Raw genomic sequence first — 22,444 nt, 5'->3', positions numbered from 1 at the left:
TTTTACTGGTAGGGGTCGTTCGCCCGGCAATACTCCGCCGAGTTCGTGGCGATGCAATCGGACCACCACGACTGAATTTCGGAATTGCTCGGGTTCGGATTGCCGTTCTCGTCGTGACCGTACCCGCACTTATAGGCGGGGCACGTCCCGCCGTCGGCATAGGGAATCGTCGCCGGGTCGGGGAGTCCTGCGTTTGATTCGGCTTCGGCCACTTCGGCCCCGCCTCGCTGCTCCCAGCAATCCTGCGAGTACGCCACTGTTCCATCTGACCAAAGTGCCGGCCCTGGGGTTCCTTCCAAGCATTCAACAACGTAGGGCGGGGCTGCGGCGGCGGGGGCTTCGGTAGCCAGCGCGGCGGCCGGCTCCTGGTCGACGGCGCTCGGCTCCGCGACGGCCGAGGTGCTCGACGGGGCGGCACTGGACGTCATGCTCGAGGTCGACGACGTCGAAGATATGGACGTCGCCGTCGAGGACGTGGCGACGGTGCTCGACGTGGCCGGGGCAGTGTCCCCGGTGTCGCTGCACGCGGCAAGCATGAGGGGGAGGGCGGCGAGGATAGAGAGCAGGCGTTTCATGCTGCTAGTTTCCTTTCGTAGATAGAGGCCCAAGTTTTAAGGACTTTGACCGTCACTCCTAGCTCGTGGGCGAGGCGGGCCGGGTGTGGTCCGTAGATTGCTTCGGCCGCGGCGTAGTCCGCGGGGGAAATCAGGAGTTTGGCTGCGAAGCGGTCGGCTTGCAGCTCGTGGGCGCCGAAGTGCCCGGCCGGGTGATTGTAATGGGCGTGGCCGAGTTCGTGGGCGAGCGAGCAGAGTAGCTCTACCTCCGGCGCGCCGTTCTGCAGGGTGATGGCATTGCGGTGGGGGAGCCAGGCGGCTGTGGGGCCGTGCTTGTGCCAGCGCACGCGGTAGCCGCGGCCTTCGGCCACGCCTATCAGCGCATCAATCAATAGGATCTTCACCTCTTTCAAGTCTCGCTTGCGTTTCACTGGGGGAGGAGTCGGCGGCGTGTGGCTCGTCCCAGTCGAACTCCTCCACGGTGCCGTCATCGTCCCCGCCGTCATTAGTAGCAGGAGCCCCGGACATGGCGCGGCGCTGTGCGAGTTCGTCAACCGGGGTAGTGAGGTTGTCGGTTTCGACGCCGAGCTTCATTCGGCGCAGAACCTCATAGGCCAGCTGGTCCTCTGTGACGCTACGTAAGGCGGTCATCGGGTCGACGGTGCGGGCGTACTTTTCGGCGAGGTAGCCGGTATCGACCAGGGCGCGCACGGGGTGGGCACCGTAGGCGATGGCGATGGAGATGACGTTTTCTGGACTAATGCGCTCTTTTTCCAGCTGCGTTGCAAGGGTTCGGGGTGGTAGCCCAACCGTGCGGGCGATTGAGCGCACGGAATCATCTGTGACTTTGCTTAGCCATTCGCTGTGTTTCATGGCGCCAAGCATACCCCGTAAAGACGATAGTGGGCAACTTTTCGCACATGGTTTACCTGCGGAAACAAAAAAGTTTCTAAGAACACTTGCGTAATTCCGCGCATGTATGCTTAACTAGGCACAGCCGAGCGAAACTAAGCACAAGGAGGTGAATATGAACCACGAAAACAGGGAATCCCCTAGCGGGGCAACGCCAGGGGAAGTCCAGACCATTTCCATTGATGAGTACGGAAAAGGTAGCTACACACTTCGTGAATTAGTCAGCAGGATTGCCGAGCTGGATCCCAAGCTCCATTCGGTCAATTTGCTTCTGGAGTAGCTGCATACCTAGCGCTAACGACCTCTGGGACTCTGCCATCGACTTTTCATATGGAGTGCTCGCAATCCGTACGGCGTGGTCAGCGGCAATTCCCGCGTGATCGAAATCGTTCAAATCCACAGTTCTCACCTCACTTTCTGGGGAAGTGCCCCCAGAGGAAGTTTAAACAGAACGGAGCCACACCATGACTAATAAGGAAACCCCCGGCGATGGCACGCCGGAGGTAACCGTAAATCTTCCGGGCGAGAGATACTACACCACGAAAGAAATTGATGACCTACTTCGAGAGGTCACCGCTAAGGCCAAGGGGCTCACCGTCAGCCGTGGCGCTCGGATTGATGCTCGCAGCCGGCTCGCCGAAGCGGAGGCCGCTCTCAACGAGGCGCGTCTCAAGGTCAATGACGTAGAGCCGCGTCGACTCCATCCGCTCTTCCAGGTCGGCAATCGACTTCTTCGCCGTCTCCAACTCGGCAATCGCCTTAACCAGCGCAAGAGCTAACCCGGGTGCCGGGTCGCCGCCCTCCGCAAGGGCTTCCCGAATGGAATCAACCAGATCTTCCGCCGGGGCGACACCCTCAACATCCAATCCGGTTATGTGCTCAAACTTCAACATTCAAATCACCTCACTTTCTAGGGCCAGTTGCCCTACAGAAAGTGAATCACAGTCACCCGAAGGAGGTGCATCATGATTCGACTCAACCCCGCTGTGCTGGATAAGGCCGCGGAGCTTACCGGCTCCCGCTCCGATGACCAGCTAGGCCAGGCATTCCTGAACCTCACGGGCGCAACCATCCGCAACTACCGCGCCGGCAAGTCCGCGCCCAGCATCGTCACCCTCATGCGACTGAAGCAAATCACCGGAATCCCCCTCGACCGCATGGTCATCGAAACCACCGCCGCCGTCGCATAGAAAAAGCCCCGCCGAAGCGAGGCCAACACACAAGGAAGTTTACAACATGAGTGCAGTGAAGTACCAGGTAATGCCTCCGCTGTCGCCGGAGGAATACCAGGACTTGTATGAGTCCATTCGGGAACATGGCGTGCTCGAACCGATCCATATCGACGCGGACGGCGTTGTCATTGATGGGCACCATCGCTCGAAGATTGCCGCCGAGCTGGGTATCCCATGCCCGATGGTCGCTCACGATGACCTGGACGAAGCGGGTAAGCGCTCCCTGGCGTTCACCCTGAATCTGAAGCGCCGTCATCTGAATCGTGAGCAGCGCCGGGCGTTGATTGCGGAATCGCTGAAGGCAGACCCGGCTTTAAGCAACCTTGAACATTCCCGCAGGACAGGGGCAAGCGATAAAACTGTCGCGTCTGTCAGAAGCGAGCTTGAGTCTCATTCGGAAATTCCGAATGACATTCCGCGTATCAATTCTCGCGGGCAAGAGCGTCCAGCCAGTTATGAGCGCTCAGCGTCGCAGCCGCGCCGGGAACCGGAGCCAGAACCGGAACAAGAGGCCGACCCGTGGCGCGCGCCGGGGGAGCAGACTCCCGAATCGGAGCCGCTAACCACCGGGGACTTGCCACAGGCTACCGCCATCCCGCAACACCACCTGGATGAACTCAACACGCAGCCAGCGCCGGAACCGGAACCTCGCGCCGAAGCAATCACATCTCAGTTCACCAGCGCGGTAGTCGAACTGAACCGCGTAATGAACAGATTCGAGCGCATCAAGAATGACAGCAATTTTCCCCGAAATAAGGAAAAGGTCGCAGCGCTCCACCGCCACGACCTGACCCGAACCATCAACGAGCTTCAAGCCCTCGTTGACCAACTCAGCTGAAAGGAATCAGCCAAATGTTCATCTCTAACACTATCAAATCCGAAATCGTAACAATCAATCCACGCCTCGCCAGGGAACTCCTGGAACAGAACATCGGCAACCGCAAAGTCTCCAAAACCAACTATGGGCGCGTTCTAGAAGCAATGAGCAACGGCGAGTGGGAGCTCAACGGCGAGGCTATCAAGATTGCCCGTGACGGCAGGATTCTCGACGGCCAGCACCGCCTCATGGTCGCCGCAGAAAACGACCTCACATTCCAAACCCTTGTTGTCTACGGCTTGCCAAGCGAAACACAGGACACCATGGACACGGGCAAAGCGAGAAGCGCAAAAGATGTGCTGTCCATCCACGGCTACCCAAGCGTAAACATCCTCGCTGCCATTACTTCCGGAATTATCCGAGACGAACGGTGGGGGCTGAAAGCTGCATGCGCGACTGCCACGGGATACCCGGTGACTCCGAAGCAAGTTCTTGCCCGAGTGCAAGGAGAGCCTTCGCTGGTTGAGCTGACGCAATATGCATGCCGGATTCGCAACAAGTGCGCCATGTCTGGAAAGACCATCGGCATCCTTTACTACCACTTCTCGAAGCTAGACGCCGCAGATGCTCAGTTCTTCTTCGACAAGTTGGCAAGCGGAGAAAACCTACAGCGCGGAAACCCAATCCTGACGCTGCGCGAGCTGCTTTTCAGCCTCAAGGCAAACCAGCGCGGAGTCATCAATCAGACCTACGTCACTGCGGTGACCATCAAGGCCTGGAACAAGTTCCGAGACGGTACGGAATGCAAGACGCTCCGGTATACCCCTGGCGGCGCAAACCCGGAGAAGTTCCCAACGCCGCACTAGCGCCGCTACTTAGCCCGATGGTGTAGCTGGGGTTCGATTCCCTGGCCGGGCACCAGGTCGCGGTGACTCCTCACGAGGGGATCGATGAGGGGCCCGCCGGCCACGTTGTATCGAGAACTGAATAGAGAGACCGGCCCACCAGTTAACGGTGGTGGGCAACGTGTCCTAGCGGGACTACTTGGTGCTGTGAGCATGTGTCTTAGATTGCGATGACCAGCACCGCCGACAGGCAGAAACCACGCCACAGCGTCGCGGCTTAGGCGTGAGGGAACACCGCATAAATCGGGCACGTAAAACACGAGGCGTGCAAGTAGCCGCTCGCGGGGTGCAAGCCCCCAGCACGCCACCAGGCGGCCGGAAGTCAACGGCCTATCCCACAGCCCGCGCAATGCCGTGCGCGGGGGCCGCCGACTAACTCATGGTGGGGTGCGCATACCTATCACGCACGGTGTAGGGGTTAAGCGCTTTCCGTTGCGGATATACGCGGCGCAAAGGGGCTACCCGCCTGGCACTGGCCACCTGCCCCTACACCCTCAAAGGTTTGTCCCGAAAGGCGGGCACGCAGCACATGATTCTGGCGCGTTGACAAAGCGCGTGACTGGGGTTCAACTCCCCAGCAAACCACAAGGGGCGCGGGAAAATTCTTCTATTCCAACAACTAGTCGGAAAAGGATGTATGTAACACCCCGCGCCCCACACGTGAATGAAGCCCCGGCACAGCTACCAACCACTGCCAGGGCCACGAACCCAACTACGAAAGGAGTTCACCATGCAGCCTACCCGCACCTACTCGGTGCCCGAAACAGCTCAACTTATCGGCGTCTCAAAATCCGCCCTCTACGAATGGGTAAAAACCGGGAAAGCCGGTCACCTGCATCCCATCACCATCGGAAACCGCACCGTCTTCCCCCGAACCATCATCGACCAACTCACACAACCCGAGGACGCAGCATGAAGTACCTCCGCCACATCTTCTACCGGCCTAGGCATCGCAGGCCTCGCTTCTACATCTTTTGGAGATAACATGCCCCGCCACATCGGCCCCGGCGAAGCCGCAGACAAAGTCAAACACATTGAAGGCATGTACCGCGCTCTCGCATCGTTCTCGGACGTCCCGCCGAAGTACCGGCGACTCCTCGAACGTGGTGCCGCGGAAGCCCACCACACAGCAGCTCTCCTCAACTCTTATGAAAGGAAAATCCGCCATGCCCATCCCGACCGCCTCCCAACCCACCGCAGCTAACCGCCTGCGCTACATCGCCGCCCTCGAGGACATGCTCGCAAAACGCACCCGGCTCACCATCGCCGTCGCCATCCTCGCATTCCTCGCGGGCATCGCATTCACGTTCATCGTCGGCATGCCGCCGGCAACGTATGACCCGACTGCAGTCTGTGGGGTGCACTAATGGACCGCGCAGACGACATAGATGACATGCCACTTCTCTACAAGCTCGCTGACTTTGAGGATGAACTCACTTTCCTCATGGCTGATTGGCATAAGCGCCTACCGCAAGCAGTCAACGACAAGGCCCAGGAGCTATTCGACACGATTGATAAAGAAAGGGAACGGCTATGACACGCACACTCCGAATCGAGTCCCGCGGCGACCTGTTTGTGGTCATCGTCAACGGTATGGAGCGCCCATGCTCGAGCTTGGATGAAGCCCAGGATGTAGCCCGAATGTATATCCGTAAACGCAAGCGCGTCGACCGCCTCTGGCGGACCGAGTTCAACGACAAGTCCAAGCCTGGCTGCTGCCAATACGAGAACTGCAATTCCGTTGCTACCGACATGTTTGCAGGGGAACCGTTCTGCACATTCCACGCAGATAACGCAAAACGAGTTGACCTACAGCTCCGCACCCAAGCCGCCGAAAGCGCCCGTAAGAAACGCCTAGAACGCAAACGAAACGAAAGCAAACGAGCACGAGAAAGAACACCCCAAACACAATGCCACCACGCATGAGCAGCATTAACCCCCATTTCCTCTATCTAGAGCCGTTGATTGAGGAAGCAGACGAAGTGATGCAGGCATTCCTTGACCGTGGCCACGACCCCGATATTGCCTGCACCCTGACTGACATGACCCTGTCCCGCTATGACGAGAAGGAGAAGAAGTGAGACGTTACGAACCCACGGATAATGAGGACTGGTTGGAGTTTCGCCGGGGCCGGTTGACCTCCACGGAGCTAGCCCGCCTGCACTGCAGTAAGAACGCTGCTACATGGCACGAGGTACGCGACCAGAAAGAACACGGCTCGAAGTTCCGGGGCAATCAGTACACGGAGTGGGGGAGTGCCCGCGAACCCCTGCTAGCCCAGGTGCTGATTGATGAGGTGGACTCACGCCTCACCTACAACGCGGAACCACAGGTCATCTTCTTGCCGGACGATGAGCGCCTATCCTGCACCCCAGACCTCTACGCGGAGGACTTGGATGTCATTGGGGAGATTAAGACCAGCAGCCGCCCATTCCACGGCGGCCGCTTCCACGATTGGTGCCCAGACCAGTACTACTGTCAGATTCAGGCGAACATGCACTACACCGGGGCAGAAGCCTGTGCCTTACTCGTTGAGGTGCATGAGGATTTCACCCCCGTCTCCCTCGACCACCGCACCATCACCTATGACCCCAAGTTTGCGGCAGAGCTGATGAACACCGCGGGGGAGTGGTTCGCCTGGCTCGACGGCGAAACACCCGACTGGATGGGTGAAGTCACCTCACTGGATGAGATTGACGAGGTCACCGACCTCGTCGCCCAATACGCCATGCTCACCGCCGAGGTAGACGACCTCAAGAAGCGCATCAACGCACTCAAGGGAGAAATCCTGTCGTTGACCGGCGACTCCCACACCGGCGACTACGGCGGCTACCACCTCACCGTGTCCACCACACAGCCCAGCAAGGTATTCGACACCCGCGTCTTTAAGACCGCCCACCCCGACCTCTACAACCAATTCCGCACCAAGACCCGCGCAGGGTCAACCCGACTCACAATCAAGGAGCAATAATGAGCAACGAACTCGCAACCATCAACACCTCTGAGGACGGCCTCGACCTCCTCACCCGCCAAGCCGAAGCCATGGGCGCAGCCCACAAACTCGCCACCGTCCTCTGCAACACCCAAATGGTGCCGCAAACCTTCCGTGGCAAGCCTGATGATGGTGCCGCCGCCATCCTCTACGGCGCAGAACTCGGATTGAAGCCACAGCAGGCCCTACAGCAAGTCTTCGTAGTCCACGGACAGCCCGCAATCTACGCACGCACCATGGTCGCGCTCCTCAAAGCAAAGGGGTACCGATTCCAGACCGTAGAAACCAGCGATGAATCCGTTACGGTACGCGGCACTTCACCAGCGGGTGAGACTGAGGAATCCACCTGGACTATTGAGCGCGCTAAGAAGGCGGGCTATACCAGCAACAAGAAGTATCAGACTGACCCGCAGGCCATGCTGTACGCCAAAGCAGCATCTGAGGTGTCCCGCAAGCTTGCCCCGGATGTACTCCTCGGCATCAAGTACGCCGCCGAAGACCTGGAACTGGAGCCGGTCAAGATGACTGCTACTCGTGAGGATGTGCGGGCGAAGGCGGAGGCCGCCCCGGTGCCGGCGTTGACCAAGAAGAAGCCGGAGCCGGAGGTGGTGGATGCGGTGCGTGCAGCCCTCGCGCAGAAGCAGCAGCCGGAGCAGTCGACGGCACCGCAGCCGGAACCCAAGGCGCTCGAAGCTATTAACACGGCCGAGAGCGTGGACCAGCTCGGTGACATCATGAATGGTCTGCAGGGCGTTGACCCGGCTGTGTGGGCCGAATACACCAAGGCCGCTGACCAGCGCGCCGCAATCCTGAACGGAGCACAGTAATGATTGACATCATCACCATTGCTGGTGGGCTCACTCGCGACGCGGAACTAAGATTCACCAGCTCCGGCCAGGCAGTCACTAATTTCACCCTCGCCCAATCCGACCGGTATAAGGACGACCAGGGGGAGTGGCAGACTAAACAGGCTCTTCCGGTTTTAGAGTGCATTGATTTTGTGTCGGATGTTGGCGGCGTGAATCAGGCACCGCAATATGTAGTGGTCGAGGTTGCGGAATCCCAGGGCGATGCCGCGTAGGAATTCCAACCGACCGTTAATCGCTTCGACAGGTCCGTTGGATACTCCGTGGTCGAAGTAGGCGAGGATGTCCTTGCGGCGTTTGTTCATGGTCCTGCCTAGCTGCGCGATCTCAGCGATCCCGGCGTCTTTGATGTCAACAAGCGTGTCAATGAGCGTGCTCATGGCTTTCTTGGCTGCTTGCTTGTTGGGATTGTTGTAGCAGCTTATGACTTGTTGGTAGTAGGTCCAGGTCTCTTGTAGCGGCGCGTAGTCGTCGTCGAAGTCAAACAGTTCCTCAAGCCTCCCGCGCTGCTTGTCGGTGAGCAAGCCCTCGGTGGTCAACAGAGTTTTCCGGTTGCGGTAGAGCGGGTCTTTGCTGCGGCCACGTCGGCCTGTTGTTTCTAACTGGAGCCTGGCGCGGCACTTGGTGAGCTTGTCACCGGCCAGGCGTACAACGTGGAACGGGTCCATGACTTGGGTGGCGTTGGGAATGACTTCGCCAGCGGCGGTGGCATAGCCTTGGAAGCCGTCCATGCTGATGATCTTGACCTGATCGCGGAACTGCTCGCTGTGATTATTCAGCCATGTTCGTAACGCGTCAGCGCTTCTGCCTGGGACAACGTCAAGAAGCCGAGCGGGGCGGATGACGTTTCCATCCTTGTCGTGGTGGTCGGTCATATCAACGATGACGGTGACGTATCCGTCGCGCCATGTGCGTCGGTTGTGCGACCAGCGATGCTCATCAACACCGATGACCTTGACCCCGTCGAGGTAGTGCTCGTCGTTGTAGATCAAGTCCTGGACAGCGGCTAAGGCCAAGGCGTTGGTGGTATCCCACCCCAGGCCTAATGACTTGGCTGCAGCGGCAACGCTCATCCGATCTAGGCAGAGTCGTTGCAGTATCCAGCGGGTCACCCTGTCCGTGGTCTTTGAATTGTCGGGCGCGCAGGTAAGGCCCGCGCGGAAGATCTTCTGCAAGCAGCGCTTGTTGGTGCACCGGTAGCGTGGAAGGCGCACATGAAGGCGTGTTGGGTGGCCGACGATGGGCAGATCGACCAGGCTGCGGATGACGTGGTCGCGGAATACTCCAGGCTGACCGCACGTGGGGCATTCATTGATGGGCTCGACGGGCTCGGCTTCGATGACGGTGACATCGCCGTGTTCTGCGGCCCCGGTGATAGTAACTCCTAGTTCTGCGGTGCGGCAGATGGTATCGACGATGACATTTCCGTTAGGCTGCACAGTAGGTCCTTGGTTTGTACGGATGGATTAGACACCCTTATTCCTACAAAGCCAAGGACCCCAATATCTTGTGCCACGCCCGAACCCCCGGCGAACTAATCAATGCACTCTAAAACCGGAAGAGCCACTAAACAAGCCCTGTACCTCGATGTGACCATCTGGAATGAGAACTCGCAGTACAAGCAGAACCCGACCCCGTGGGCGGAACTCGCGGCGGGCTTAAAGAAGGGCGACAAGGTTGCTGTTGCTGGCAAGCTGATTACTCGACAGTGGGAGGACCGGCAGGGCAATAACCGCTCGCGTGTCGAGTTCCAAGCCCGCGAGTTCTACGTCGTGCCGCAGGGCGATGCCGCGGCACCCCAGCAGCAGGGCGGCAGCTGGAATCAGCAGGCTCAGCAGCCGCAGGTGGGGAACTGGGCAGCGCCAGCCGCCACCAACCAGCAGGGCATGCAGCAAGCCCAGGCGAACGTCAACACTGTCATGAATGAGCAGCCGCCCTTCTAAGAATGGAGCAGCTTGCGCTCATCGGGCCGGGCACAGATGGAACCTACATCTGCCCGGCCTGCGGCACATCAAGCCCCAACGAATACGTCCACAAGCTCAACCACGCTATCGGGGCGGGCCGGCATGACGGTTACTGCGTCACCCAATGGGGTGCCATCAATCACGTATGGGCATGCCGCAAATACCCGCAGTTCGCCGACCACCTTGACGCCAGCCTTGCCCGCGCCCACGAGCTCGGACTCACGGAGAAAGACTTTGACGTGGCATGAACTCCCAGCCGCCCGCATGCCGTCTTTTGTCGGCGCGCGGGTGTGGCTGGACCCTAAGACTTTTGACCCGGCCTCAAATATCCCGGATCGGATTATCTACGCCGTAGCCAGGGACGGCTATATCGACGGCGCCACACGTGATGGACGCTTCGTCCTGGACCCCACCGACTACGTCTACATCGACGTGCCAGAGCCAGCGACCGTGCCGACCGAATACGGAGACCAATACCTACTCATCGAGGTCAACGAATGAACCTCTACGACCATGCGCGGCAGGTGGTCATGGCGGCCGCCGCGTACCAACTCCGGCTTGCCCCGGAGGTCATACACGCCATCGCACTCATTACTTACCGAATGGAAGGAGGAGAGTAATGCCCCGCGACCCTAGAACTTATGCGAATATCACCCATGATTTTGCGGACTCGCCGAAGCTACAGATTGTGTCTGTGGAAGCCCGGTGGGCGTACCTCGAGATGATTCTCTACAGCTGTCGAATGCAGACGGATGGGGTGTTAAGCAAGCGCTTAGCAGCTGCTAAGTGGTCGCTTGACGTGTGCCAGGAATTGGCGACAAATGATGACGAAAAACCGTCGCTTTTGGAGACCGAAGACGCGTGGATTATTCATGATTTTGCGGAACATCAGACCACAAAAGCGGAGATTGAAGCCCGCCGAAAGCAGAAACAGGAGGCTGGGCGCAAGGGTGGACTTGCGAGAAAAGGCAGGTCAAGGCATACAAAAAGCAAAGAAAGCAGCCGCTTAGCAGGTGCTAAAGCAAGTGCTATAGCAGGTGCTTCAAGTTTGCTACAGCAGCCGCTCAAGCAAACGCCAAGCAGAAGTGAAGCAGAAGTAAGAAATAAGAAGGAGGGGGGAAACGGGTCTACAGACCACGGTTCTGCCCCAATTCCCGACGCCGAATCGTCCCCCCAATCTTTAGACGAATTGGCGGCGGCTTACGCCGCGCCAGCCTACGACCCGACCCGCTGCGCAGACCATCAAGGCCTACCTGCCGACGAAGTACCCAACTGTTGGCAGTGCGCCAGGGCTCGTAAAGCCACGGAGGAAGAACACCTCCACGCCGGCGACGCCGCCAAGGCCGCACGCCGCGCCGCCATTGACGCCTGCGGTCTGTGCGATGAAAACGGCTGGCGACTCATCGACGGCGTGGCCTACAAATGCGACCACCACGCACAGACACGCAAAGCAGGATAAAACCCGCCCAGAATCACGCCTGGCGCACGAAAACCGCCTAGCCGCCACCGTCATGCCCCCAACACTTTTAAACGCCGCAAAACGGCGAGAAACGAGTTTTTAACCATGTATCTCAACGACTGCTGCGCCCCTGGCGGTAGCTGCCCCATCTGCAACGCGGTAGAGCCGCCTGAGATGGTGAACATCTTCACCGTGTGGGAAGCCTACGACGATGGAATCACCCCGGAGGACTCCTACGGCCTCATCAAGGTCATCACCCAGGACGATCCCGACGACCTGCCCTACCTGTGGGATTTGGTACTCGACTATGAGCCCGAGCTCGTGGCATCCATGCCCGACTACGAAACACCCACCCTCACCCTCGACCAAATCCGCGAGATTGCCGAACTTGGCCACCTCGACGGCGAACTACTGAAATCGGAGGAACTCTAGTGTCCATCATCACCCGAAATGAAGTCCTCGTGACATGCGAAAACACGCCCCTCATGGAGCTGCTGGAACACCTGGCAAAAGACCACGCCCCAGACCTCGATTACTGCTTGGACGAACTCGGACTCACCTACACAGCGGCAAGCAAACCGCAGGAAGTTCGTACACGCCAAGAATTTTTCAACCTGCCGATTGGTACCGTCGTGAAAATCCCTCATGTCGGCACGTACTACAAGATCGGCATTAGCTCCTGGGTCAAACAACTACCGGAATCGCGTCCTATTCACGGCAATGATGCCATGTGGAGCTTCACCATCAGCGTCAATGCTCCCGCCACCGTCATGTTTACCCCGGAGGTGCAGGCATGACCCTCAACGAAAACACCATCCGCGAACTACTCGAACAGGCCACACCCGGGCCGTGTAATGTCGCCATGCTCGACCTCCACCGCGACACCGGCGTTATTGACAACGAGCACGCAGTAGCGAATCAGAAACTCGCCGCCCTCGCCCCGGAACTCGCCCAAGATTGGCTACACATGCGCCACGCACTCGAGGAGACGCGAGAAATCGTGAAAGACGATCAAGCCGATTTCGGCAAATGGGACACCATGGACGCGCAATCCCGCCTCCGATGGGAAATCCAACAAATCCACAACATCCTGAACGGAGACATCTAATGACTGACACTATCGAAGTTCCTATCTCGCTGATCAAGGCGGGAGACCTTGGCGCAATCCGCGAACTGCTACCCAAGCCGGAGTCACTGTTTGGCAGGTGGGCGGAACACCCCGAATACGGGCGCGGAATCATCATCAGCGCACACCCAGACCAATTTAACGCCGTATGGCTTGCTCGCGAAAAAGTAGACACAAGCGGTAAAGCGTGGCAAGCGCAAGTATATCTCGAATCTCTCACCCTTGACCCGGTAGAACTCACCACCGTTGAGGACTTCGAGAACGCGCCAGAGGGAACCATTGTTGCCGCACCGCAAGGAAACGCGTATCAAAAGGTCTTCGCCAAATACTGGGAGAGCTATGACGACGAACTCGACGCTAAAGAAATGGCCGCCAGCAGCCCGTGGAAAACCCTCCGATGGGGATGGGGTGAACAGCAATGACCCCGGAAGAAGCACAATGGCTGCTTGATAAATGCCACCAACCGGACGTAGACCTTCCTCACGTCATGGACGGGAAAGACACAGCCGACGCGGTAGAGACTATCGCTGGGTTGAGCTGGGAATACGCGGTGCAAATCGACTATCCCACCGGAGCGCGCCTGTATGTCCGCCCCGGAATCTGCACGAAATACCCCGATTGCGCATGGTGGACTTCCAAGCCCAGCGAGGCCCACGCCGTGGCAGACAAAACCCGCGAGAAGAGCGCCCACCCCGTCTGCCTCGTCCGCCGCTTAGTAAGCAACCCCGAGGAAACCCCCAATGCGTAACCCCACTTACTCTACAACCGTCAACGTAGACGTAGACACCAGCGTAGATGTCGAAGTCTCATTCACCCGCGACGAACTACTCGACATGCTCAAAGAGCTAGACGGCGACATACTCGCCCAGGAGTCAGGGGACGAACTCACGCGGCTACTGCGAGACATCGAAATCGAAATCATGGCCACACAAGACTTCGCCGTAAAAGGCGCACTCACATGGGTCAAAGAACGAATCGAGGAAACCACCAATGCCTAACATGACCCCAGAAGAAGCACGAACCCTACTCGACCGCCTGAAGCACGCCGGAAACGTTGATGACCCCGTGTACGCCGAAGTAGACGAAGCGATAATCGCCATGCTTGAAACCATCGCAGGAATGACCTACGAGTACGCGGTGCAAGTGCGCTGGGACTCCGGCGATAAACACCGACAAATCACCACATGGCATCAAGTCACCGAATGGAGCACAGACCCAAATCCATTCCGCCCGGGGAAACGACTAGGACGAGAAGAACGCATCATCCGCCGCCTGGTCTCCCAACCCGAAGAAGTGAAGCCATGAGTAAATGGAAAGTCAAGAAATTCTGTGATGACTTCTTCTCCCCAGGCCACCTTGAATGGGTGGCCTGGCCCAAAGGGGGCTGGACAAAATGCCGAGGATTCCCCACCCACGCCGAGGCCATGGCCTACGCAGACAAGCGGGCAAGGACGCGGGAGGTCGTGCTGCCGCGAGTCAATGACACCACATTCATTGACGAAAACGACCTGGACATCATGGTAGTAAGCGTCGATAACGGCATCGGCATCGCGCAGCCAAATTTTGACAAACCTGGCGAGGATGAAGTGATCATCATGTACCCCGAAGTTGCGGAAGAAGTCGCCCTGGCACTACTCGCACACGCAGAAAGGATGGGCCAGTGAAACCTATCGACCGCTACCAATCCGCCTGCCAGGTTCCCGGCTGGGTGATTACGTCTGCTGTGCGTTACGCACGGGGCCGCGCCACCTACATTGTCGGCATGACCGTAGACCTGCTCATAACGGAGTGGGAGCACATTCACCCCCACGACCAGGTCGTTATCCTGCGTGACCTGCAGGAAGAAATGTACTGGCGGGAAACAACCGACCGTAGCAGCCTTTCCCGCGTGGACGATCCCGACTGGCACCGCGCCTGGCAATACTGCCGCGACCACGCACCCAAAGAATGGACCCCAGACACCCTATGGCCCCTCAAGGAGAACCAATGACAAACAAGGAACACGATGCAAGCTAATCTCCCCACTGGCTACGCCCACGACCGCCGGTCCGGTGACGCGGGCCTCGACCTACGAGCCGCAGGCGACGCCCCACGCCACATCCCGGCAGGGGCAATCCGCATAATCCCCACTGAAATCACCGGCGAAATGCTGAACCTCGATGCCCACCATGTCGCCCTCGTCTGCCCCCGCAGCGGGCTCGCCGCGAGGGGCATCACGGTGGCTAACTCCCCCGGTGTTGTGGACGCGGGCTATACGGGCGTGATCCAGGTGATTATCAAAAACCAGGGGTTCTCCGCCTTCCGAGTAGACCCCGGCGACCGGATCGCGCAGCTACTCATCATGCCGCACCTCGGCGTGCAGTACTTCGGCGAAGGCACCGCAGAACGCAGCGCTCAAGGATTCGGAAGCAGCGGCATTGAATAAGAACAAAGCCAAAGGCGACCGCGCAGAACGCGCCGTCCGCGACTACCTACAAACCATCTGGCCCCACACACGCCGCACACGCGCAGGATGGGACGAAGACCTCGGAGACGTCATAGCAGACACACCCCGAGGTCTTCTCTGCATCCAAGTCAAAGACGTCGCCACACCCCAATGGAAAACCTGGTTCGCCCAACTCGAAGACCAAGTACAGACGCTACGCGCCAACACCACCAAACCAGTCATCGGAGGCGTCCTCATCTGGAAGACACGGGGGAGCGCCAACCCCGCCACCTGGCGCACAATCACAACCCTCAACCACCTGCCCGAACTCATAGGAGAACCATGAGCCAAGTAGACGAGCAACATCTGCGCCATCTGGCGCGTGACCTCGCCAACCTCTACCGCGAACTCGACAGCCTCAAATACTCACGTCCCGCACCGCCCGAGGTCCGCACCATGAAGCCTGCGCCGGGACCGCAATCACCCGGCAATTGGCTCTACGTCGCCTGTTGGCTTGAACAATCCACGCTCCTGCGCGAGGTCGCTTTCAACGCCCTCGGCGATACCGGCGTCCACATCCGAGACGATGAAACCGGACCCATCGACCTGTGCCGGAAGCTTGCCTTCCACGCCCAAGCCATCTCGGAGCTCGACTGGGCAAGCGATCTCGTCGACGAGCTCGAGCACCAGGTGCGCGTCATCGGACGTCACTGCCGGCCACGCACCGCCCGCGAGGTAGCCGACGCGGAAGAACGCCGCCTCGGCGCCGAGGCCATCGCCCGCCAACTCCGCGCCCGCCGCCATCACGTCACCGCAGACATGGTCCGTGGCTGGGCGAGAGCTGGCTACATTACCCGCGAGATCATGCCCAACGGGAGAGGCGGCTACCTACTGTCCGAATGCCTAGCCAGCTTGGTAGGGCAGCCGTAATGGAACACAGTGCATGGGATTCCGTATAACGCTGTGACTAGCGGTTCCCCACAAACGTGATATAATCGACGCGACGACAACTTATACCCTGGCACGCGCCGGGGTATTTCGCGTTTTATGGGGGTGACCATGGACACGAAGCTCACCACCGCCCAGCGCGGATACGGCGGGAATCACGCCAAGGCCCGCGAGCAGCTCATCTACAACCTCATCGACGGCACACCCTGCGAATACTGCGGCCAGCCGATGTATCGCGAGGCCGGGCGGAACTTCGACGGCGCGGCCCTGGAAGCCGACCACGAAGAAGGGGATAAGACACGCCTTGCGAATCGCCTGCTGCATCGCCGGTGCAACCGTGCCATCGCCAATGAGTGGGTGAAACACGGTCCCGGCTGGTACCAGTTGCAGGTCGGGGTAGCGTCGCCGATTGACTGGCCGGGAGGCCGGGTGATTGGTCTAGTTGCAGACTAGGGGGTGGCTATAATATTTGGCTCATGGGTAGATGACTCCCCCCTCGGCTTGCTCTCATGGTCTCTCTCCCCGCGACCTGCATTTATTCCTGTGGGTTAAGTCGCATGGGCTGATATATGCACTTGAATGTTATGGAATTTGTGGCCTTTTGGGCTATGAAAACACGCTTTGAGCTGGTAAGATAGGGTGAAAGGCCACCGCGATAGTTGGCGCTATCCGGTGGCGTGACCAACCACTAAAACGGAGTGATTGATATGAGTAATCTTAGTACTTTCCAGCGTGAGCTCGAGAAGTTGGCTGCTGCGCATGGTGTGGAGTTGACGAAGGCTCAGGCGAAGCACTTGGCGACCGAAGCTGTTGGCTTTTCGGAGCTGCGGCCGGCTGATGCGCGGACTAATCGTCGCGTACAGGCGCGTTTTTCTCGCGCTGGCGCCGCGCGGCAGACGATCGCCGGGTTCGACCATGGCATGGACATCCTCGGTCTGACTTATGGTCAGTTCTCTTTGATTGACCTCGTGCAGGCGACGCTGGAGATTACGGGTCCGGCTGATGTGACTATTGCTACGTGGTCTGCTGGTTTTTATGACCTTGAGGCTGCGGAGAATTTTCGGGACTGCGGCATGATTCGCTCTATTCGTTTCGTCATGGACTCCGGCCGCGCGAAGAAGGGGCAGGCTGGTGTTCATGAGGTCGGGGAGATTTTCGGCCCTGATTCTTTCATCCAGATTCGTACGCACGCAAAATTCGTGCTTATTCGGAATGAGGAGTGGGATGTGTGCATCACCAGCTCGATGAACTTGAACAAAAATATTCGTTGCGAGCAGTTTGAGATGACGGATGATGTGGAGCGGTGCGAGATGTTTGAGGACTTTGTGCGGGCCGCTTTTGAGGAGGCTCCGGCATCCCGCAGCTTCGGGCGTGTGATGCCTGGTTTGCGGTCGGTTGACCCGTCGCGTTCGGTTGTTGGGTTGCCGGGTGTTGAGCGAAATACGGCTCCGATTCGTATGGGGTCTGTCATGTTGGATGCTGGCTAGTTTTTGGTTGATTTTTGCCTCGCTTTTGGGTGGGGCTTTTTTCATGCCCAAAATTTGGGGAGGTGATTGTGATGGCTCGACTTGCTGTGGAGGTTGACCGTATCCGCGCCGGGCGCGAGCTCTCGGAATTTGATCTGTCGGTCGTGGAGACAGTGGCCGGCCTAACTCTTCGCCTGCAGGACGCCCGCGAAGCGATTGAGCGCGAGGGCACCATCATCGACGACGGTAAGGGCTTTCCGGTGGAGCACCCGGCGTTGTTAATCGAGAAGCGCGCCTCGGCGGAGCTGCGTGGCTGGGTGAAGGATCGGCCTGACCTTTTTGGCGAGCATAAGGGTGCTGAGCGCCCGCGGCGTGAGAAGTTTGGCGGATTTAAGGCCGTCTAGTGGAGGTGAGTGGCTGTGACTTTGCTCGGAGTCCAGGAGCCACGACTCTCTCTCATTCCCGATGGGGATACGGCGCGCGGTGACCAGGCGGTGGAATTCGCCCGCTGGTGCGGCCTGACCCTGTACCCCTGGCAGGAAGACCTGCTGCGGGATATGTGCCGCACCGATGCGAAAGGCCGCTGGGCCGCGCGCGAGGTGGTCACCGTTGTGGCCCGCCAGAACGGCAAGGGCGAGGTGCTCGTCGCGCGTGAGCTTGCCGGCATCTACCTCTTCGAAGAGAAGACGATTCTTCACACAGCCCACTTCATGGACACCGCCATTGACGCGCAGAGTCGCCTGTGGGAGGTCATCGAGTCCAATCCTGACCTGTTGTATTGGTGGGAGGATGAGGGCCTGGGTATTCCTCACAAGGGGAAGACCAACGGCAAGGAGAACATCACCTTCCCGAATGATGCGACGGTGCTTTTTCGCACGCGCACGGCGAAGACTGGCCGCGGCTTGTCGGTTGACACGTTGATTCTTGACGAGTGCTTTGACCTTCCGAATGAAATCTTTGCCGCGCTGGGCAAGTTGATTCGTGCTCGTGAGTCCGCGCAAATCATCTTCATCTCGTCGCCGGTGAACCGCTCCGAGCACGCGCACGGCGCGGTGTTCTCGGCGAAGCGGTGGGCCGCGATTGACGGTGCGAAGCGCACGCTCTTCAAAGAATGGTCGCCCGCCGAGGGTGATGATCCTTTTCTTCAGGAGACGTGGGCGCGATGCAACCCGTCGCTCGTCGATGAGGGCCCCGGCGCGCAGCTCGTCGACATTGAGTCCGACGCGGAGTCGGCAAAAAACTCGGAAGTCCTGCGCAAGGTTTTCATGGTTGAGACGCTGGCTGCGGGGGACTGGTACCCGCGCGATAATGACCGGTCCGATTTTGTGCCGGTGCTGCCGCTTGACCGGTGGGCCGCCGGTGCGGTTGAGCGTGATGTCGCGGTCGGCGAGGCTGTCCTCGCCGTAGAGGTGTCCGCCGACGGCGAGGATATCGCCATGGTGGTCGCGGGACGCACCACACGTGGTATACATGTGCAGCTGGTCGATGAGATGGCGGGATTTACTGTCGCGGATGTGGTGGGCAAGATTGTCCGGCTGCGTGACCAGCTGCGCGGCGACGGCTTCGGCCTGGCCGCGGTAGTGCTGGATAGGGACTGGCATGGAAACGTGCTCGCCCCGGAGCTCATGCTCGTCAACATTGAGCCGGTGCTCGCCACTGGTGCGAACGTCGCGTCCGCGTACGCGGTTACGCGCCAGGCAGTGCGCGACGGCACGCTCACCCATGACGTGTCCGGGTCGTGGGGTCAGGAGCTGCAGCTTGCAACGCTGCGCGACGAGGGCAAGAAATTCGAGTGCATTGACCGGTACTCCGGCCGAGTGCCAGCGCTCGTGGCGATGACGCTTGCCGTGTGGGGCCTTGGACGCTACGCAGCTGAATCGGAGCTTGGCGCACGGAAGGCGGTCGAGGAAGCTCCGGTGAATCCCCGCGGCACGTTGCCGCGGTTTAAGACAAAGCAAGACTGGAAGGGAGGTGTAAGCCGTGCCGCCTAGTAATGATGTGACGCCGGTGGTAACCGAGGTAGGTCACGCGCAGGTGCCGAAGTGGACGCCGCGCGTCGGCATACCCGCGGGTATGTCGTGGAAGCGCATGCAGGTTGAACTGTCCCGTATGCGGTCGACGGCGAAGGTCGCCCAGGTTGAGAACGCGATTCGTAAGCCTGTGGAGCAGGCGTCGTGGTCGGTGGAGCCGAACGGCGCGCCGGGCGAGATTGTGGACTTCATCTGTGAAGACCTGCGCCTACCGGTCAAGGGCGAGGAAGGTCAGACGGCGCGCAGCCTGGGGCGCGTGTCCTGGGGCGAGCACCTGAAGCAGGCTCTCGAGTCGGTATTCATGGGCGTCGCTTTCTTCGAGCAGGTGTATTACACCGGCAAGGATGGACGCACCCACTTGCGCAAGCTTGCACTCCGCCCGAACGCGTCCATCCGAAAGATTCACGTCGCTGATGACGGTGGTCTTGAGGGAATCACGCAGGCCGGTGTGGACGGTGGCGCGGACGTGTTCATCCCAGTCCAGCGCCTCGTCGTGTATCGGAATGGGCGCCGTGATGAGACGTGGCAGGGCACGTCGGTGTTCGCTCCGGCGTATGAGAATTGGCTTGAGCTGATGAAGATGCAGCAGCTGCATTCTTTGGTGCTGCAGCGCAACGGCATGGGCATCCCGAAGTACAAGGCTTCGCCGTTGACGGCGAAAGAGGATGTGACGGCGGAGATGGAGGTCGGCCAGGAGCTGGCGGAGGCTTTCGCCGCCGGCGAGGTCGCGGGCTATTCGCTGCCGCCGGGTGCGGAGATGCCTGTCGAGGGTGTATCCGGTTCCCTTCCTGATATCGGCGCGGCGGTCGAGTATCACGCGAATCAAATCGCCATCGCGTGCAACGCGACACACCTGAACCTGACCGGCTCCGGTGGCTCGTACGCGCTGGCTAACGTCCAGCTCGGCGAATTCATCCAGGGGCTGCAGTCCTACGCGGAGACGATTGCGGACACCGCGTCGCAGCATCTTGTGACCGATATGGTGCGGTATGGCTTCCCAGATTATGACGGGCCGCTGCCGTTGATTACGTCGACGCGGATCCAGGTTCAGAAGGACCTGACGCCGGGTGATGTGTCGCAGCTTGTCGCACAGGGGGCGCTGACGAAGGAGCCGAACCTTGAGGGCTGGCTGCGGTCCACATTCCGTATCCCGGCGCCGCGCCCGTTGGTGGAGGCGCTGAAGGCGAAGAAGAAGCTCAAGGAGGCCGAGGCCCGTGAGGGCGTGACGCTTGGCCCTGAGCCTGACACGGTCACGGAGGTGACAAATGAATGACCTAATGATTTACGGCGACATCGGTGGCGACAATACCGCCGCCGGTATTGAAAAGCAGCTCGCCAGCTTCAACGGCGAGCCAATCCGCGTCCGCATCAACTCCGACGGAGGGCAGGTCTATGAGGGCATCGCTATTCTCAACGCACTGCGCGGCTACGCCGGTGAGGTGACTGTCGTGGTGGAGTCGCGGGCCTGCTCGGCTGCGTCTTTCATCGCCGTGGGCTGCGGCGGCCGCGTCATCATGCGGCCTAATGCGGAGCTGATGATTCACAAGGCCTCCGCCGACTGGTGGGGAAACGCGGACGACCTCGAGAAGGCCCGCGTTGACCTCGAGCGCCAGGACGTGAAAATCGCCAACATCTACGCCGGCCGCGCCGGCGGCACTGCAGATGAATGGCTCGAGCGCATGCGCGCCGAGACGTGGTACACGGCGCAGGAAGCACTTGACGCCGGCCTGGTCGACGCCATCGAGGACGCCAAGGCACCCGCTGCTGCGACCAACCTGCAGTCGCGGATGGTCGCACGATTCAAGTACGCGAACCGGGCGGCGGCACCGCCACCGCCCTCCACCCGGTCGGAATCGGGGGAGAAATCAACGACGCCCAGCAATGGGCAGAAAGGGGAAAAGATGAATATCTTGGACCAGCTTGCCCAGGAGCTGGGCAAGAAGCCGGAGGATGTGCGCGACGCACTCTCCGGCTTTTTTAATGAGGTCGTTCAGGTCTCGAGCGAGGTTGATGTGACCTACCCGGAGGCCACTGCCATTGCGCCGACCGAGAAGGTTGTTGTCGAGCCGGTCATCGGCGGCGAGAATGGCGAGCCGACGGCCGCGAACGCCGGCGCGCTCGGCCTGACCTTCGCCGTGAAGACCGCACCTGACGGCTGGACAGTCACGGTCGACGAGGCCACCGGTGTGCTGACAGTGACCGCGCCGTCCGGCGTGGAGGTCGGTGCGACCGCCGAGGTGACTGTGTCGGTTAACGGCACGGTTGACGTTGCTGCGGGATTCGCTGTCCGTTCGCTGTCCGATGATGGCGAGCAGACCACGGGCCCGGCGCCGACGGAGGCCCCGGCCGCGCCGGGCAACACCGCGGACACTGCTGATGTGGTGACCGTGCCGCGCGCGCACTTCGACTACCTCAACCGCGTGGCCGCTAATTTTGCGGAGGCGCAGGCGAAGCTCGAAGCCCAGGAGCACGAGAAGACCGTCGACCAGGCCATCGCAGAGGGACGCTTCGCAGCAGCGAACCGCGCTAAGGCGCTGGCGGACCTGGCACGCGACCCCTCCCAGTACGCCGCGACCTGGGGTGCGCTGCCGAAGGGCACCATCCCGGTGGCCGAGCTTGGTAATGCCGGCACCGCCGCGGTCAAGACTGCAATGGCCGCAGCTAATGACCCGCGCAAGGGTCACACCACCCGTGAAGAGCTGATGGAGCGCGCAAAGGCGCGCGCCGCCAAGAAGGAAGGAAAGTAAA

The 22,444-nt window shown here is 59.8% G+C and carries 37 protein-coding genes; 32 read left to right on the top strand and 5 right to left on the bottom strand.

The window, feature by feature from the left end; translation table 11 throughout:
• Positions 1-2: 2 nt before the first annotated feature.
• From BN9444_RS15285 to BN9444_RS12830, 3 genes are read right to left on the bottom strand one after another with little or no spacing between them, the layout of a single operon-like run.
• On the bottom strand, positions 3-575 hold the full coding sequence (locus BN9444_RS15285) for a hypothetical protein (protein ID WP_233423592.1): 573 nt from the start codon (positions 573-575) through the stop codon (positions 3-5).
• Positions 572-958, bottom strand: coding sequence for an ImmA/IrrE family metallo-endopeptidase (locus BN9444_RS12835; protein WP_233423591.1), 387 nt, complete (start codon positions 956-958; stop codon positions 572-574). Before BN9444_RS12835 ends, BN9444_RS15285 begins: the two co-directional genes overlap by 4 nt.
• Positions 939-1,427, bottom strand: coding sequence for a hypothetical protein (locus BN9444_RS12830; RefSeq protein WP_141681561.1), 489 nt, complete (start codon positions 1,425-1,427; stop codon positions 939-941). The genes BN9444_RS12835 and BN9444_RS12830 overlap by 20 nt, the downstream gene beginning before the upstream one ends.
• Before the next feature lie 154 nt (positions 1,428-1,581).
• Between BN9444_RS12830 and BN9444_RS14585 the strand changes: the two genes are divergently transcribed.
• Positions 1,582-1,746: a hypothetical protein gene (locus BN9444_RS14585; protein ID WP_154666921.1), complete on the top strand. Its 165-nt coding sequence runs from the start codon at positions 1,582-1,584 to the stop codon at positions 1,744-1,746.
• Between the two features lie 277 nt (positions 1,747-2,023).
• On the opposite strand, the gene BN9444_RS12820 is transcribed toward BN9444_RS14585, so the two are convergent.
• On the bottom strand, positions 2,024-2,359 hold the full coding sequence (locus BN9444_RS12820; RefSeq protein ID WP_068802104.1) for a hypothetical protein: 336 nt from the start codon (positions 2,357-2,359) through the stop codon (positions 2,024-2,026).
• A gap of 72 nt (positions 2,360-2,431) precedes the next feature.
• Here BN9444_RS12820 and BN9444_RS12815 point away from each other — a divergent pair, with 72 nt between their 5' ends.
• The 10 genes from BN9444_RS12815 (at position 2,432) to BN9444_RS15615 (ending at position 8,493) form a co-directional block, all read left to right on the top strand.
• Positions 2,432-2,656, top strand: coding sequence for a hypothetical protein (locus tag BN9444_RS12815; protein ID WP_068802103.1), 225 nt, complete (start codon positions 2,432-2,434; stop codon positions 2,654-2,656).
• A 46-nt stretch (positions 2,657-2,702) separates the two neighbouring features.
• Positions 2,703-3,536: a ParB N-terminal domain-containing protein gene (locus BN9444_RS12810; RefSeq protein ID WP_068802102.1), complete on the top strand. Its 834-nt coding sequence runs from the start codon at positions 2,703-2,705 to the stop codon at positions 3,534-3,536.
• Positions 3,537-3,550: 14 nt separating this feature from the next.
• Complete coding sequence (locus BN9444_RS12805) at positions 3,551-4,381, top strand: hypothetical protein (protein ID WP_068802101.1); 831 nt, start codon at positions 3,551-3,553, stop codon at positions 4,379-4,381.
• 769 nt (positions 4,382-5,150) lie between these two features.
• Positions 5,151-5,336, top strand: a complete 186-nt coding sequence (locus tag BN9444_RS12800; RefSeq protein WP_068802100.1) for a helix-turn-helix domain-containing protein — start codon at positions 5,151-5,153, stop codon at positions 5,334-5,336.
• A gap of 250 nt (positions 5,337-5,586) precedes the next feature.
• Positions 5,587-5,787, top strand: a complete 201-nt coding sequence (locus BN9444_RS12795) for a hypothetical protein (protein WP_068802099.1) — start codon at positions 5,587-5,589, stop codon at positions 5,785-5,787.
• Between the two features lie 166 nt (positions 5,788-5,953).
• Entirely contained in the window at positions 5,954-6,346 is a 393-nt protein-coding gene (locus tag BN9444_RS14890; protein WP_068802098.1) for a hypothetical protein, read from the top strand.
• Positions 6,343-6,501, top strand: coding sequence for a hypothetical protein (locus BN9444_RS14580; protein WP_154666920.1), 159 nt, complete (start codon positions 6,343-6,345; stop codon positions 6,499-6,501). The genes BN9444_RS14890 and BN9444_RS14580 overlap by 4 nt, the downstream gene beginning before the upstream one ends.
• Positions 6,498-7,391 carry a YqaJ viral recombinase family protein gene (locus BN9444_RS12785; protein WP_068802097.1) on the top strand — a complete coding sequence of 298 codons (894 nt, stop codon included), beginning with the start codon at positions 6,498-6,500 and terminating at the stop codon, positions 7,389-7,391. Before BN9444_RS14580 ends, BN9444_RS12785 begins: the two co-directional genes overlap by 4 nt.
• A complete protein-coding gene (locus tag BN9444_RS12780; protein WP_068802096.1) occupies positions 7,391-8,239 on the top strand; it encodes a hypothetical protein in 849 nt (282 codons plus the stop codon). The genes BN9444_RS12785 and BN9444_RS12780 overlap by 1 nt, the downstream gene beginning before the upstream one ends.
• Positions 8,239-8,493 (top strand): single-stranded DNA-binding protein, encoded by a 255-nt coding sequence (locus BN9444_RS15615; protein ID WP_077210092.1) that lies wholly within the window; start codon positions 8,239-8,241, stop codon positions 8,491-8,493. The genes BN9444_RS12780 and BN9444_RS15615 overlap by 1 nt, the downstream gene beginning before the upstream one ends.
• On the opposite strand, the gene BN9444_RS12775 is transcribed toward BN9444_RS15615, so the two are convergent.
• Complete coding sequence (locus BN9444_RS12775) at positions 8,395-9,717, bottom strand: ISL3 family transposase (RefSeq protein WP_066509688.1); 1,323 nt, start codon at positions 9,715-9,717, stop codon at positions 8,395-8,397. The genes BN9444_RS15615 and BN9444_RS12775 overlap by 99 nt on opposite strands.
• Before the next feature lie 102 nt (positions 9,718-9,819).
• On the opposite strand from BN9444_RS12775, the gene BN9444_RS12770 reads away from it, so the two are divergent.
• The 21 genes from BN9444_RS12770 (at position 9,820) to BN9444_RS12670 (ending at position 22,443) form a co-directional block, all read left to right on the top strand.
• Positions 9,820-10,221 carry a single-stranded DNA-binding protein gene (locus BN9444_RS12770; protein ID WP_077210091.1) on the top strand — a complete coding sequence of 134 codons (402 nt, stop codon included), beginning with the start codon at positions 9,820-9,822 and terminating at the stop codon, positions 10,219-10,221.
• Positions 10,222-10,223: 2 nt separating this feature from the next.
• Complete coding sequence (locus BN9444_RS12765) at positions 10,224-10,490, top strand: hypothetical protein (protein WP_068802094.1); 267 nt, start codon at positions 10,224-10,226, stop codon at positions 10,488-10,490.
• Positions 10,477-10,743 (top strand): hypothetical protein, encoded by a 267-nt coding sequence (locus BN9444_RS12760; RefSeq protein ID WP_068802093.1) that lies wholly within the window; start codon positions 10,477-10,479, stop codon positions 10,741-10,743. The genes BN9444_RS12765 and BN9444_RS12760 overlap by 14 nt, the downstream gene beginning before the upstream one ends.
• Positions 10,744-10,861: 118 nt before the next feature.
• The gene (locus BN9444_RS12755) at positions 10,862-11,701 is read left to right on the top strand and encodes a hypothetical protein (RefSeq protein ID WP_068802092.1); all 840 of its coding nucleotides are present in this window, start codon (positions 10,862-10,864) and stop codon (positions 11,699-11,701) included.
• Positions 11,702-11,875: 174 nt separating this feature from the next.
• A complete protein-coding gene (locus BN9444_RS12750; protein ID WP_141681560.1) occupies positions 11,876-12,133 on the top strand; it encodes a hypothetical protein in 258 nt (85 codons plus the stop codon).
• The gene (locus tag BN9444_RS12745; RefSeq protein ID WP_068802090.1) at positions 12,133-12,498 is read left to right on the top strand and encodes a hypothetical protein; all 366 of its coding nucleotides are present in this window, start codon (positions 12,133-12,135) and stop codon (positions 12,496-12,498) included. The genes BN9444_RS12750 and BN9444_RS12745 overlap by 1 nt, the downstream gene beginning before the upstream one ends.
• Positions 12,495-12,809, top strand: a complete 315-nt coding sequence (locus BN9444_RS12740; protein WP_068802089.1) for a DUF3037 domain-containing protein — start codon at positions 12,495-12,497, stop codon at positions 12,807-12,809. The genes BN9444_RS12745 and BN9444_RS12740 overlap by 4 nt, the downstream gene beginning before the upstream one ends.
• Positions 12,809-13,249 (top strand): hypothetical protein, encoded by a 441-nt coding sequence (locus BN9444_RS12735; protein WP_068802088.1) that lies wholly within the window; start codon positions 12,809-12,811, stop codon positions 13,247-13,249. Before BN9444_RS12740 ends, BN9444_RS12735 begins: the two co-directional genes overlap by 1 nt.
• The gene (locus BN9444_RS12730) at positions 13,246-13,575 is read left to right on the top strand and encodes a hypothetical protein (protein WP_068802087.1); all 330 of its coding nucleotides are present in this window, start codon (positions 13,246-13,248) and stop codon (positions 13,573-13,575) included. The genes BN9444_RS12735 and BN9444_RS12730 overlap by 4 nt, the downstream gene beginning before the upstream one ends.
• On the top strand, positions 13,568-13,825 hold the full coding sequence (locus BN9444_RS12725) for a hypothetical protein (RefSeq protein ID WP_068802086.1): 258 nt from the start codon (positions 13,568-13,570) through the stop codon (positions 13,823-13,825). The genes BN9444_RS12730 and BN9444_RS12725 overlap by 8 nt, the downstream gene beginning before the upstream one ends.
• Positions 13,818-14,132, top strand: a complete 315-nt coding sequence (locus tag BN9444_RS12720; RefSeq protein ID WP_068802085.1) for a hypothetical protein — start codon at positions 13,818-13,820, stop codon at positions 14,130-14,132. The genes BN9444_RS12725 and BN9444_RS12720 overlap by 8 nt, the downstream gene beginning before the upstream one ends.
• On the top strand, positions 14,129-14,491 hold the full coding sequence (locus tag BN9444_RS12715) for a hypothetical protein (RefSeq protein ID WP_068802084.1): 363 nt from the start codon (positions 14,129-14,131) through the stop codon (positions 14,489-14,491). The genes BN9444_RS12720 and BN9444_RS12715 overlap by 4 nt, the downstream gene beginning before the upstream one ends.
• Positions 14,488-14,817, top strand: coding sequence for a hypothetical protein (locus BN9444_RS12710; RefSeq protein WP_068802083.1), 330 nt, complete (start codon positions 14,488-14,490; stop codon positions 14,815-14,817). The genes BN9444_RS12715 and BN9444_RS12710 overlap by 4 nt, the downstream gene beginning before the upstream one ends.
• 15 nt (positions 14,818-14,832) lie before the next feature.
• Positions 14,833-15,252, top strand: coding sequence for a dUTP diphosphatase (gene dut, locus BN9444_RS12705; RefSeq protein WP_068802082.1), 420 nt, complete (start codon positions 14,833-14,835; stop codon positions 15,250-15,252).
• Between the two features lie 342 nt (positions 15,253-15,594).
• Positions 15,595-16,182: a hypothetical protein gene (locus BN9444_RS14400; protein WP_141681559.1), complete on the top strand. Its 588-nt coding sequence runs from the start codon at positions 15,595-15,597 to the stop codon at positions 16,180-16,182.
• Positions 16,183-16,311: 129 nt separating this feature from the next.
• Complete coding sequence (locus tag BN9444_RS12695) at positions 16,312-16,653, top strand: HNH endonuclease (protein ID WP_068802080.1); 342 nt, start codon at positions 16,312-16,314, stop codon at positions 16,651-16,653.
• A gap of 254 nt (positions 16,654-16,907) precedes the next feature.
• On the top strand, positions 16,908-17,687 hold the full coding sequence (locus BN9444_RS12690) for a hypothetical protein (protein ID WP_068802079.1): 780 nt from the start codon (positions 16,908-16,910) through the stop codon (positions 17,685-17,687).
• Positions 17,688-17,758: 71 nt separating this feature from the next.
• A complete protein-coding gene (locus BN9444_RS12685) occupies positions 17,759-18,070 on the top strand; it encodes a terminase (RefSeq protein WP_068802078.1) in 312 nt (103 codons plus the stop codon).
• Positions 18,071-18,085: 15 nt separating this feature from the next.
• Entirely contained in the window at positions 18,086-19,657 is a 1,572-nt protein-coding gene (locus tag BN9444_RS12680) for a terminase large subunit (RefSeq protein WP_068802077.1), read from the top strand.
• On the top strand, positions 19,647-20,969 hold the full coding sequence (locus BN9444_RS12675; protein WP_141681557.1) for a phage portal protein family protein: 1,323 nt from the start codon (positions 19,647-19,649) through the stop codon (positions 20,967-20,969). Before BN9444_RS12680 ends, BN9444_RS12675 begins: the two co-directional genes overlap by 11 nt.
• Positions 20,962-22,443 carry a head maturation protease, ClpP-related gene (locus tag BN9444_RS12670; RefSeq protein ID WP_084759319.1) on the top strand — a complete coding sequence of 494 codons (1,482 nt, stop codon included), beginning with the start codon at positions 20,962-20,964 and terminating at the stop codon, positions 22,441-22,443. Before BN9444_RS12675 ends, BN9444_RS12670 begins: the two co-directional genes overlap by 8 nt.
• Position 22,444 lies beyond the last annotated feature (1 nt).

Origin of the sequence: Corynebacterium phoceense, from assembly GCF_900092335.1 — a bacterium.
Lineage (GTDB): Bacteria > Actinomycetota > Actinomycetes > Mycobacteriales > Mycobacteriaceae > Corynebacterium > Corynebacterium phoceense.
The sequence above is the reverse complement of the archived record's forward strand: the minus strand, read 5'-3'. Positions and strand labels throughout refer to the sequence as shown.